Consider the following 12,611-nt stretch of genomic DNA (forward strand, 5'->3'; position numbering starts at 1 on the left):
GATGGTCAAATTGTGGAGACGTTATAAACCTTTTATCAATGCAGGGATTCAGGAGTTGATTAGCTATCGAGTCAACTTTATTCTCTATCGGATTGGTGATGTCATGGGGGCTTTTGTGGCCTTTTATCTCTGGAAGGCAGTCTTTGACTCCTCGCAGGAGTCTTTGATTCAGGGCTTTAGTATGGCAGATATCACCCTCTACATCATCATGAGTTTTGTGACCAATCTTTTGACCAGGTCTGATAGCTCCTTTATGATTGGTGATGAGGTAAAAGATGGCTCTATTATCATGCGCTTATTAAGACCAGTCCATTTTTCGACCTCTTATCTTTTCACCGAACTTGGCTCCAAGTGGTTGATTTTTATCTCTGTTGGACTGCCATTTTTAAGTATCATTGTTTTGATGAAAATCTTATCTGGGCAAGGTATTGTAGAAGTGCTGGGATTAACTGTCCTTTATCTCTTTAGCTTAACTCTGGCTTATCTGATTAACTTTTTCTTTAATATCTGCTTTGGATTTTCAGCCTTTGTATTTAAAAATTTATGGGGTTCCAATCTACTCAAGACTTCAATAGTGGCCTTTATGTCTGGCAGTTTGATTCCCTTGGCTTTCTTTCCAAAGGTGGTTTCAGATATTCTGTCCTTCTTGCCTTTCTCATCCTTAATTTACACTCCAGTCATGATTATTGTTGGGAAATACGATGCCAGTCAGATTCTTCAAGCACTTTTGCTTCAGTTTTTCTGGCTTATAGTGATGGTGGGCTTGTCTCAGTTGATTTGGAAACGAGTCCAGTCATTTATCACCATTCAGGGAGGTTAGGATGAAAAAATATCAACGCATGCATCTGATTTTTATCAGACAATACATCAAGCAAATCATGGAATACAAGGTTGATTTTGTGGTTGGTGTCTTGGGAGTCTTTCTGACTCAAGGCTTGAACCTCTTGTTTCTCAATGTCATCTTTCAACACATTCCCTCGCTAGAAGGTTGGACCTTTCAAGAGATTGCCTTTATCTATGGATTTTCCTTAATTCCAAAGGGATTAGATCATCTCTTTTTTGACAATCTCTGGGCTTTAGGTCAACGACTAGTTCGAAAAGGGGAGTTTGACAAGTATCTTACTCGTCCTATCAATCCTCTCTTTCACATCCTCGTTGAGACCTTTCAGATTGATGCCTTGGGTGAACTCTTGGTCGGTGGAATATTACTAGCGACAACGGCGACTAGCATTGCTTGGACTCTTCCAAAATTCCTGATTTTTCTAGTTTGTATTCCTTTTGCGACTTTGATTTATACTTCCTTGAAAATTGCGACAGCCAGCATCGCTTTTTGGACCAAACAGTCAGGAGCCATGATTTACATTTTTTATATGTTTAATGACTTTGCCAAGTATCCGATTTCCATTTACAATTCGCTCCTTCGTTGGTTGATTAGCTTTATCGTGCCTTTTGCCTTTACGGCCTACTATCCTGCCAGCTATTTCTTGCAGGACAAGGATGGAGTCTTTAATATCGGTGGTTTGATTCTGATTTCCCTTGTTTTCTTTGTCATTTCCCTTAAACTTTGGGACAGGGGATTGGATGCCTACGAAAGTGCGGGATCCTAAGAGGAATAATCTCAAAGCCTTGTCTCAGGACAGGCTTCTTTTTTCCTTTTTATAAAATTCTGACCACATAATCTGCCAAATCTACCAGATAGGCAAAACCTATTGTTTGCGATTTTTATTTCTGTTATAGTAGTAATTGTCAAGGGGAGATTAAGCTTCCTAACAAAATAAAAAATGAGGTTATATCATGAAAAAAGTAGTAGGTATCGGATTTTTAGTCCTTGCAGCAGCAGTTTTGTATTTTGGTTTAGTTGGATGGCCAAGTTTGGATGTTAACATCTGGGCACTCTTTCCAGTAGGTTTATTCTTATTCTTTACTCTTGAGAATTTGGCTAAAAAAGATTATAAGGCCAGTCTCATGAGCTTGATTATTGCCTTTATCATTGCAAACGCTATTTTTGACATCTTGCCACTTTCAAGTGGTTTAGTTATCGGTGCAGGGGTGCTGGCTTGCGTGGGAATTGGATTTCTATTTCCTGACGCTAATAAGAAAGAAGCATAATACAAAAAAGCCTCGAGATTTCTCGAGACTTTTTCTTTATTGCCCTGCGTAATATTTTTGAATACCTTTGACAATACCTGCAACTAATCTATTTTGGTAAGCATCACTACGAACTTGTTGGTTTTCGTTGAAATTGTCAATGTAACCAAGCTCCAATAGAACTGCTGGTTTATCAGTTTCTCGAAGGACAGCAAAGCTACTTTTGAGAAGGCCTGCATCCTTAGCACCAGTTTCAGCTAGAAGAGAAGAGTGGATATCAGCAGCAAGGCGATTGCTTTCACTGATACGATCAGGATGGTTATGCCAGTAAGGATTGATCTTAGAAGGATAGTCATCAGCTTCTTCATAAGAATATGTCTGAATTCCAACTCTATTTGAAGCTGGATTTCCAGTAGCATTGAAGTGAATGCTAATAAAAATATCTGAATCAGTCTTATTTACCATTTTCGAACGTTCAGTTACAAAATCCACATAAACATCGCTATCTCGAGAAGTGAGAACGGTATAACCAAGTCCTTCGAGTTCCTTGCGAAGTTTCTTGTAAACTTGCATAGTGAGGTCTTTTTCATTCGTGTTATAATAAACAGCACCTGGATCTTTACCGCCGTGTCCTGGATCTAAGAAAACAGTCTTCGTGTATTTTCCTTTTTCAAATCCGCGACTTATTGGAACTTCACCAATCCATTTTCCATTACTTTGGAACTGCTGAGCTTTCCCATCGATTTTACGTGTTCCTGTGACATAGATACCATTTTCATCCACATAGTAACGGGCATTGTAGTAGCTATCGTTAATCCATTCACTCTTAGCCATGTAACCACCTGACTTGAGGTAGTATGAGCCAACCCACTCACGAGCAGCATAGGAACCATCGGATTTAAGATAAAACCAACTATTATAATTTTTGTCAAAAACCCATTCTTTTTGAGCCATAGCACCACTAGATTTAAGATAGTAGTTACCTTGCCATTGGTTGCTTACCATAGTAGCATCTTTATTAAAATAGTACCAAGAACTTCCAACTTTTTCCCATTTATCTCGTGAAGGACGACCAGATGCTTGGGCGAAATACCATTTGTCTTTAAGCTGAACCCATGAGTTTTCGGCCATAGCCCCACTGTTTGAGAAAAGATAGCCATTGAAAATGGTGTTGCTGAGCATGATACCGTCTTTATCAAAGTAGTACCAAGCTCCTCCGATTTTCTCCCATTTTTGTTGAGAGATTTTACCAGCAGCATTAGCATAGAACCATTTATCTTCAATTTTAGTCCAACCTTGGTTTACCAGAGAACCACCTTTTGAGAATAGATAACCATCAAAAATGGTACTGCTAAGCATAGCTCCATCCTTGTCAAAGTAGTACCAATGATCACTAATCTTTTCCCATTTTTGTTGAGAGATTTTACCGGATGAATTGGCATAATACCATGTATCTCCTAGTTGACTCCAACCGCTACTAGCCATTACTCCGTCTTTGTTAAAGAGGTAGCCTTCAAAAACAGTATTGCTAAGGCGGTTTCCTTTTTGATCAAAGTAGTACCACTTGTCTTGGATTTTTTTCCAATTGACAACGGCTTTATTATTTTCATAGTAACGCCATTGATTTTCTTCTTGAACCCAGCCCTCTTTTTTGATTTCAGGTTTCTTCACCTGTTCAGTAGCTTTTGAAGAAGACTCTGTACTTGTGGTGGAAGTAGTTGGATTAGAAACTTCTTCTGTAGAAACTAAAGCATTTTTCTCTTTAGGCTCGGTCACAGCAGTAATTACTGTTTTTTCGACAGTAGTGGTAGATGGTAAAATCTGATTTTCTTCAGCGTACGTTGTGTTTGCTGAAACTCCTAAAATTGAAAGCGTGATGGCACTTGCCACGAGTGTCTTTTTCACGTGAAAATTCTCCTTTATATTTCTTTTTATAATAATTCCTAATTTTAAAATGCCATTAGAAAAACACCTCGAATATCATGTTGAGTTTACCAACTGATGAGGTGCTGGCACATATATTTTCTATTTCATCATAAAGACTTGGACAATCATGATGATGTAAATGAGCAAAGTTAGAAGAAAACCAGCTCTCCAAAAGAACTTGATGAACTTTGGATAATAAAAACTACGTTTTGTATTTAGAAAATAAAAAACTAAAATAATTGCAAGGAGTGATAATACGATTCCTAATACTGGAAGGTAATTATGACTGAAGACCTTGGCTGTAATCAAATAATATTCAAATATTAAGAAAGGAAAGGCTAAATCAGCAAAATTTATTCCTTTTTTCTTTAATTTAAAGAATCTGCTTATGATAATAGCTAGAGCTAAGGTTAATACCAAAAGCAAAATCGAAGCAAGTTTTATTAAAATCATATGCTTATTGTATCATAAAGTCTGCATAAAAGGAAAGCAAATCCTTTGATTTATCAATGTTTTATAAAATTATTCAACTAAAAATCCCTGTTTATTTATAAATAGGGAAAAATGTTGACTTATATTTATTGGATTCTTAGTCTCGGGTCCTTAAGACTTTGCACACTCGCATTGATGATAGCTCCGATAATAAGGATCTGAGCTATCAAAATAAACCAGAACATGATGACAACAACGATAATGGAACTGAAGAAACGGACGTCGACTAGGTGATTGACATAATTATTGATATAGGCTGCAAAGATATTTAATAGTAAGGTAATAGTCAGCAGGACAAAGACACTTCCAGGTAAAATATAACGAAAACGAGTGACTTTAACATTTGGAAGGAAATAGTAGAGCATGACCAAACTAGCAAAGAGGAGCAGATAGACCAGAGGACCTGTAAAATCCTCTAGATAGGAGAAGATAGGGTTGTCTGCTTTCCACAAGCTTTTTAGGAGGTTAAGCAACATACGGCCAAACATACTCAAGAAGAGAGCTAAAGCAAAGAGAACCTGTAAACCAAAGCTAACCAAAAGGCTCATCAGCTGGTGAGAGATAATTCCTCTACTTTTGGGAACGCCATAAGCTTTATTAAAGGCTTTTTGAAGATAATCCATGGATTTTGAAAAGGTCCAGAGAGCTGATAAAAGAGCGAAACTCAGTAAGCCAGTTGACGGTTGGGTCAGGACTTCTCGGACGATTTTTTCAACGACTCCATAGATAGCATCAGGTAAAAATTCTTTAATCTTTATCAAAAAATTGGAAATGGGAATCTTAAAGTAAGGCAAGATATTGACGATGATCATGGCCAAGGGAAAGATTGAAATCAACCAGTAATAGGCAACAGCCACGCTGGTTAATTCAATGTCTGACTCTTGATAGAAATGTAAAAAAGATTTTATTAAAGGTCTATCAGTCAGCTGTTTCCATAACTTTTTCATATCTCTCTCCTTCGTAGTGATTTTTCTAGTTTATTAAAAGCTTAATTTCTTCTTACCAATTCCAGCATATCATATGGTAAAGTATTGGCTGATTCCTTGAGGGAATAGCTTTCTAGATTGTTGACATTTTGTCGTAATTTTTTAGCATACTGGGCAGAAATGAGTTTTTTTGCCTCAAATTCAAAAATGCACTTGCGTTCAAGATAGTAACCTCTGAGCATTTCATCGATGTTATTGGGTTTGATACGATTGATAACACGTTCGACAAAGGCGCCACTAGTAATGTGGCTGGTTTCCCGTAGACGAGACTCCTGCATAAAGCTAATCAAGCTACTCTTGTATATTCCCTTAAGATTTTCCAGACTTTCGATGATGATTTCTGTATTGGCTAAGTAAAGCTCTGCAATCTGGTCATAATCAATCGCTTGAAGTCTTTGTAGTTCCTTGCCTTTCCATGACCGGAGGGTCTTACCGAATGTTAAGAGCTCATGAATAAGGAAACGAAGAATTCTCAGAGAAACTAGGAAGTAGTATGTTAGGCGAGACGCAAAATTGCGGTTGATTCCCCTTTCGATATTTTTCAAATACCTCTGATAAACACGGTAACCTCTCTCTCCAATTTTACCTTCTTCGTAGGCCTGTTCCAAAGCGTCACTTTCGATACTAAGGATAAGCAGTTTGAGAGCTTCCCAGTCTTCTTGGATTTCTTTGTTCTCTAAACTCAAAATAAGGTTTTCTATTCGACCATGATAGTTATCAATAGCAGCGTAGAGTGGAACCTTGTTTTTGGTATTTTCCAGATCCTTTTCTAACTCTACTGCTACAGCATTTAAAATAGCGATATGCACCAACTTATCAGAAGAAGGTTTTTCTTCTTCAGAAAGGTAGGGGAGTATCAGTAAGCCTGTTAAAAAGCTTAAGAGTGTAACGCCTGCAACTAGAAAGAGAAGAAGAGGATATTCCTGCCCTAGATTGGATGGTATTAGCAAAATAGTTGCAATGGATACAGTTCCTTTTACCCCAGAAAAGGTTAGGAGCAGCATGTCCTTGACATAATTGTGCAAGCTTTTTTGGAGTTTTTTGATTCGAACAGCATAGAAACCGTAAATCATAAGGAAACGAATTGCAAAGAGTAGGATCGTTAAGAGGAAGATACTGAGGAAAAGGAGTAGGGTGTTATAAAATGAAATCTTTAGAAAAGGTTCGGCAATTAACTCAAGTTCCATTCCAAGAATCACGAAGACGGAACCATTCAACATAAAGGTTACAGTATGCCAGACGGTTTCAGTGACAGTATCGACTTGGGCTTCGAGCAGATTAATTTTTTTGAAACGACTGGCTTTTAAAATACCTGCGACGACCACGGCAATGATTCCTGATACATGAATTTCTTCTGCTATGAAAAATGTTAAGAGTGGTAGACTCAGTTCCAACAAGAGCTCACTAGCGATGTCAGTAGCTCGAACGCTGAGTAGAAAAGTATGGAGGAAACGGTTAACCATGGCTGTTAAAAAGCCAACTACAAACCCGCCAATGATGGAAATAGCTAAGGAACTTCCTGCTTGAGTCAAGGAAAAAGTTCCAGTTGTCCAAGCAATCAAAGCCATACGAAAGGCAACTAATCCAGAAGCATCATTAAGCAAACCTTCCCCTTTTAAGATATTGGAGATTCTTTTGGGGAAGCTGAAGCGTTCGGATAGAGAAGCAAAGGCTACTAAGTCTGTAGGCCCCAAGGCAGCACCAACAGCCACACAGGCCGCTAAGGGTAAACTGGCCCAAAGGATATGGGCCATTCCTCCAATACTCAAGGCTGAGATAAAGATTACTGGGAAAATCAAGAAGAGGACAATCCGCCAGTGTTTTAGGATGGATGTAATGTCTGATTCTTGAGCTTCACGAAAGAGAAGGGGACCAATGACCAAGGCTAGAAATAGCTCTGTGTCGAGATGGTATTGGTTGTTGGGTAAAAAGAGACCAATGCCAACTCCCAGAAGAATCTGGATCAGGGGCATGGGCATGAAAGGAAGGAGTTTATTGGTCGTGCTAGAAACAATCAGGACTAGCAAGAAAACCAAGAGATAAAAAAGTAAATCCATTTCTCCCTCCTATCTTTGTGTACGGCAGGCTTCGAAAAGTTCCTTTTGTTCTTGGATTTTTTGATTAATCCTTGTGGAATCCTTGTGTTCGATTATCTTTTGACACCGTTCCATTTCAAGGCTAATCAGTTTTTTCTTGATTTTGAGCATTTTTTTGCTCATTTTGTCCTCGTCTAATGTTCCAACTGCTCGTTCATGCTGGGTAGATTCAACGAATTTGTGGCGCATGGCCTCGATTTTATCCTTCAGGTATTGTTTATCCATGGCGATACCTTTCTAATTTTTCAATCATGACTAAAAATGGTGGATTGTTAATCTGGTTTAGGGTGCGATAGATAGTCGCAGTATATTCTTGTTGGGGTAACTGACTGACAAAATCCAAGACTGCATCCCTTTCTACATCTCCACCTTCATGACCATAGTAAATCATGATGGCAATGCGACCACCTTTGGCAAGCAATTGGCAAAGCTTTTCCAGTGCTTCTATGGTGGTCTGTGGTTGGGTGATTACAGACTTATCGGCTGAAGGCAAATAGCCTAGATTGAAAATGGCTGCTTTGACTTCGCTGACATACTGATCTACAGTTTCGTGCCCTTGTAGAATTAAGCTAGCGTTTTCTAAACCAGCTTGATGTAAACGCTCTTGGGTTTTTTCTAAAGCTTGTTCCTGAATATCAAAAGCAAAGACTTGTTTGGCTAACTTGGCTAGAAATAGTGTGTCGTGGCCATTCCCCATAGTAGCATCAACAACAATATCTTCTTTTGTGACGATCTCAGCTAAAAAATCATGGGCCATTTCAAGTGGTCTTTTCATTCATAAACTCCTGTTTTACAGCCTTGCATCCTTGAACACTACCTCGACGTCTCATTTCAGCCTCAATGCTATTTAGAACTTCCCATTTATTGAGACTCCACATAGGACCAATCAGCATATCTCTAGGCGCATCACCCGTAATCCGATGGATAACGATATGTTTGGGAATGATTTCTAGCTGATCACAGATGACCTTGACATATTCATCCTGACTCATGAGCTGCAAACGACCTTCATGATAATCACGTTGCATCCGAGTATTTGTCATGAGGTGAAGCAAGTGCAGCTTAATACCTTGAATATCATTATCTGTGACACAGCGACGAACATTTTCCACCATCATTTCGTGGGTTTCCCCAGGCAAGCCATTGATCAGATGAGCTACAATTTCAATTTTAGGGGATTTTCTCAATCGTTGGACCGTCTCTACATATAATTCATAAGAATGAGCACGATTGATTAAGTCAGAAGTTTCTTCAAAAGTAGTCTGTAAACCCAATTCAACAGTCACATGCATTCGCTCTGCTAGTTCTGCCAAATATTCGATAGTTTCATATGGTAGACAGTCTGGGCGAGTACCGATGTTGATCCCTACAACCCCAGGTTCATTGATAGCTTGTTCATAACGTTCACGAATAACTTCCAATTTTTCGTGAGTATTGGTAAAGTTTTGAAAATACACCAGATATTTTTGTACATCTGGCCATTTTCGGTGCATAAAGTCAATTTCCTTATAAAACTGCTCACGGATAGGAGCGTCAGGAGCAACGATAGCATCACCTGATCCTGATACCGTACAAAAAGTACAGCCTCCATGAGCTACTGTACCATCACGGTTTGGACAATCAAATCCAGCATCAATAGGAACTTTAAAGGTTTTTTCTCCAAATAAGTTTCGATAATAATCATTCAGGGTATTATAGGATTTCATAGCTAATATTATAACAAAAAATGGCAGTAAACTCAAAAATGGTCAGTAAGAGATAGCCTGCCCAGAAAGTGAAGTGAAAGAAAAAGTAAAATTTTTTGTATAAATCCTTTACAAAAAATTAAAAAGTGGTATAATAGAGTTATAAACAAGTGCAAACGTTTTCGTAAAACGTTTGCGTAAATAAAATATAAGGAGATTTGGATGATGAAAGATACATTCAAAAATGTCTTGTCTTTCGAATTTTGGCAAAAATTCGGTAAGGCTCTAATGGTGGTTATCGCTGTTATGCCAGCGGCTGGATTGATGATTTCAATCGGTAAGTCGCTCGTGATGATTAACCCTAACTTTGCACCACTTGTTGTTACTGGTGGTGTTCTTGAGCAAATTGGTTGGGGGGTTATTGGTAACCTTCATATTTTATTCGCTCTAGCTATTGGAGGAAGCTGGGCTAAAGAACGTGCTGGTGGTGCTTTTGCTGCCGGTCTAGCATTTATCTTAATCAACCGTATCACTGGTACAATCTTTGGTGTATCAGGAGACATGCTGAAAGATCCAAATGCTATGGTTTCAACACTATTTGGTGGATCAATCAAAGTTTCTGATTACTTTATTAGTGTTATGGAAGCTCCAGCACTTAACATGGGTGTCTTCGTAGGGATTATTTCTGGTTTTGTAGGGGCAACTGCCTTTAACAAATACTACAACTTCCGTAAACTTCCAGATGCACTTTCATTCTTTAACGGAAAACGTTTTGTACCGTTTGTAGTTATTCTTCGTTCAGCAATTGCTGCAATTCTTCTTTCAATTTTCTGGCCACTTGTTCAAACAGGTATTAACAGCTTTGGTATCTGGATTGCCAACTCTCAAGAAACAGCTCCAGTTCTAGCACCATTCTTGTATGGTACTTTGGAACGCTTACTCTTGCCATTTGGACTTCACCACATGTTGACTATCCCAATGAACTATACAGCTCTTGGTGGTACTTATGATGTCTTAACGGGTGCAGCAAAAGGTACTCAAGTATTTGGTCAAGATCCACTTTGGCTTGCATGGGTAACTGACCTTGTAAACCTTAAAGGTACTGACGCAAGTCAATACCAACACTTGTTAGATACAGTACATCCAGCTCGTTTCAAAGTTGGACAAATGATTGGTTCGTTTGGTATCTTGATGGGTATCATTGTGGCTATCTACCGTAACGTTGACCCAGATAAGAAACACCAATACAAAGGTATGATGATTGCAACAGCTCTTGCAACATTCTTGACAGGGGTAACTGAACCAATTGAGTACATGTTCATGTTCATCGCAACACCTCTTTACATTGTTTACGCACTTGTTCAAGGTGCTGCATTTGCAATGGCTGATATTGTGAACCTTCGTGTGCACTCATTCGGTTCAATCGAATTCTTAACTCGTACTCCACTGGCTGTTAACGCAGGTCTTGGAATGGATATCATTAACTTTGTTTGGGTAACTGTCCTCTTTGCAGTTATCATGTACTTCATTGCTAACTTCATGATTCAAAAATTCAACTATGCTACTCCAGGACGTAATGGAAATTACGAAACAGCTGAAGGTGCTACTGAAGAAGGATCTAACGGAGAAGGGCAAGTTGCTGCAGCTTCTCAAGCTGTAAATATTATTAATCTTCTTGGTGGACGTGCTAATATCGTCGATGTTGACGCTTGTATGACTCGTCTACGTGTTACAGTAAAAGATGCTGAAAAAGTTGGTTCTGAAGCACAATGGAAAGCAGAAGGAGCTATGGGGCTTGTCATGAAAGGACAAGGAGTTCAAGCTATCTACGGACCAAAAGCTGACGTTCTTAAATCAGATATCCAAGATATTCTTGATTCAGGTCAAGTTATTCCAGAAACACTTCCACACCAAATGACTGAAGTTCAAAAAGCTGAAGTAGAATTCAAGGGTGTGACAGAAGAAGTATACTCTGTTGCTGATGGTCAAGTAATTGAATTAGAACAAGTTAAGGATCCTGTTTTCTCTCAAAAAATGATGGGTGACGGATTCGCAGTTGAACCATCTAATGGACATATCCTTTCTCCAGTAGCTGGTACTGTTTCAAGTGTTTTCCCAACTAAACACGCTCTTGGTATTACGACTAAATCTGGTCTTGAAGTTCTTGTTCACATCGGTCTTGATACTGTTAGCCTTGAAGGTAAACCATTTGAAGTAAAAGTTTCAGAAGGTCAAACAGTTGCTGCTGGAGACCTCTTGGTTGAAGCAGATCTAAATGCGATTCGTGAAGCTGGTCGTGAAACATCTACAATCGTTGTATTTACAAATGCAGATGCTATCAAGTCAGTTAAACTAGAACAAACAGGTTCACTTGCAGCTAAAACAGTAGTTGCCAAAGTTGAATTGTAATATGACAGGGGTTGGAAATATTTTTCCAACCTCTTGTTTATAGGAGAAAAGTATGAAATTTTTAACACTAAATACACATAGTTGGATGGAAAAAGATCCCCAAGAAAAATTCCGACTTTTACTTCAAGACATCCTTGAACAAGACTACGATCTGGTTTGTCTTCAAGAGATTAACCAAGAAATAAGTTCAAGTCTTGCCGAAACAGATGAACTTTATTATCCCCTAGCATCAGCTGAGCCAATTCATCAAGATCATTATATCTATCTTTTGGTCCAAGAGTTGAAGAAAGCTGGTAGAAAATACTATTGGACTTGGGCCTACAACCATATTGGCTATGATCGATATCATGAAGGTGTCGGAATTCTTTCTAAAAACCCAATCCAAGCACGGGAAATTTTAGTTTCAGATGTCGATGATCCTACAGACTATCATACTCGTAGAGTAGCCTTAGTAGAAACGATGGTAGATGGACAAGAACTTGCAGTTGCAAGTGTGCACCTGTCATGGTGGGATAAAGGCTTTCAAGAGGAATGGGCTCGATTTGAATCAGTATTAAATGATTTAAATAAACCACTTTTACTAGCAGGAGATTTTAATAATCCGGCTGGTCAAGAAGGTTATCAGGTTATTCTTGCAAGTCCCTTATCACTACAAGATGCCTATGAAGCTGCTCAAGAAAGAAGTGGTAGCTATACAGTCCCACCTGAAATCGATGGCTGGAAAGGGAACTCAGAACCTCTCCGTATAGATTATATTTTCACAACCAAGGATATTCAGATAGATAGTTTGCAAGTCATTTTTGATGGGAAAAATAGTCCACAAGTTAGTGATCATTATGGACTTACGGCGGGACTTTTCTGGAAAAAATAAAGCTTGTATGTTTACTAAAAATAGAACAGCTCCCTACTGACACAGTGGGGAGTTTCTT

The 12,611-nt window shown here is 38.7% G+C and carries 12 protein-coding genes; 5 read left to right on the plus strand and 7 right to left on the minus strand.

Going from position 1 to position 12,611, the window contains the following annotated elements; genetic code table 11:
• Position 1: 1 nt before the first annotated feature.
• The 3 genes from QM941_RS01685 (at position 2) to QM941_RS01695 (ending at position 2,109) form a co-directional block, all read left to right on the plus strand.
• Positions 2-820 (plus strand): ABC transporter permease, encoded by an 819-nt coding sequence (locus QM941_RS01685; RefSeq protein WP_414338143.1) that lies wholly within the window; start codon positions 2-4, stop codon positions 818-820.
• A 1-nt stretch (position 821) separates the two neighbouring features.
• Positions 822-1,607, plus strand: coding sequence for an ABC transporter permease (locus QM941_RS01690; RefSeq protein WP_414338145.1), 786 nt, complete (start codon positions 822-824; stop codon positions 1,605-1,607).
• Between the two features lie 187 nt (positions 1,608-1,794).
• A complete protein-coding gene (locus QM941_RS01695; RefSeq protein ID WP_414338148.1) occupies positions 1,795-2,109 on the plus strand; it encodes a hypothetical protein in 315 nt (104 codons plus the stop codon).
• A 36-nt stretch (positions 2,110-2,145) separates the two neighbouring features.
• On the opposite strand, the gene QM941_RS01700 is transcribed toward QM941_RS01695, so the two are convergent.
• From QM941_RS01700 to QM941_RS01730, 7 genes are all read right to left on the minus strand, one after another.
• Positions 2,146-3,993: an N-acetylmuramoyl-L-alanine amidase gene (locus tag QM941_RS01700; protein ID WP_414338151.1), complete on the minus strand. Its 1,848-nt coding sequence runs from the start codon at positions 3,991-3,993 to the stop codon at positions 2,146-2,148.
• A gap of 120 nt (positions 3,994-4,113) precedes the next feature.
• The gene (locus tag QM941_RS01705; protein WP_414338154.1) at positions 4,114-4,467 is read right to left on the minus strand and encodes a DUF3397 domain-containing protein; all 354 of its coding nucleotides are present in this window, start codon (positions 4,465-4,467) and stop codon (positions 4,114-4,116) included.
• Positions 4,468-4,592: 125 nt separating this feature from the next.
• A complete protein-coding gene (locus QM941_RS01710; RefSeq protein ID WP_414338156.1) occupies positions 4,593-5,453 on the minus strand; it encodes a YihY/virulence factor BrkB family protein in 861 nt (286 codons plus the stop codon).
• Positions 5,454-5,494: 41 nt separating this feature from the next.
• On the minus strand, positions 5,495-7,549 hold the full coding sequence (locus QM941_RS01715; RefSeq protein ID WP_414338159.1) for a cation:proton antiporter: 2,055 nt from the start codon (positions 7,547-7,549) through the stop codon (positions 5,495-5,497).
• 9 nt (positions 7,550-7,558) lie between these two features.
• Positions 7,559-7,813: a hypothetical protein gene (locus QM941_RS01720; RefSeq protein WP_414338162.1), complete on the minus strand. Its 255-nt coding sequence runs from the start codon at positions 7,811-7,813 to the stop codon at positions 7,559-7,561.
• Positions 7,806-8,363 carry a class I SAM-dependent methyltransferase gene (locus tag QM941_RS01725; protein WP_414338164.1) on the minus strand — a complete coding sequence of 186 codons (558 nt, stop codon included), beginning with the start codon at positions 8,361-8,363 and terminating at the stop codon, positions 7,806-7,808. The genes QM941_RS01720 and QM941_RS01725 overlap by 8 nt, the downstream gene beginning before the upstream one ends.
• Positions 8,347-9,294, minus strand: coding sequence for a TIGR01212 family radical SAM protein (locus QM941_RS01730; RefSeq protein WP_414338167.1), 948 nt, complete (start codon positions 9,292-9,294; stop codon positions 8,347-8,349). The genes QM941_RS01725 and QM941_RS01730 overlap by 17 nt, the downstream gene beginning before the upstream one ends.
• Before the next feature lie 201 nt (positions 9,295-9,495).
• Here QM941_RS01730 and QM941_RS01735 point away from each other — a divergent pair, with 201 nt between their 5' ends.
• Both QM941_RS01735 and QM941_RS01740 read left to right on the plus strand, forming a co-directional pair.
• On the plus strand, positions 9,496-11,682 hold the full coding sequence (locus tag QM941_RS01735; protein ID WP_414338170.1) for a PTS transporter subunit IIBC: 2,187 nt from the start codon (positions 9,496-9,498) through the stop codon (positions 11,680-11,682).
• Between the two features lie 52 nt (positions 11,683-11,734).
• Positions 11,735-12,553, plus strand: a complete 819-nt coding sequence (locus QM941_RS01740) for an endonuclease/exonuclease/phosphatase family protein (RefSeq protein ID WP_414338173.1) — start codon at positions 11,735-11,737, stop codon at positions 12,551-12,553.
• The last annotated feature ends 58 nt before the right edge of the window (positions 12,554-12,611 follow it).

This window comes from Streptococcus timonensis (assembly GCF_047460355.1).
Lineage (GTDB): Bacteria > Bacillota > Bacilli > Lactobacillales > Streptococcaceae > Streptococcus > Streptococcus timonensis_A.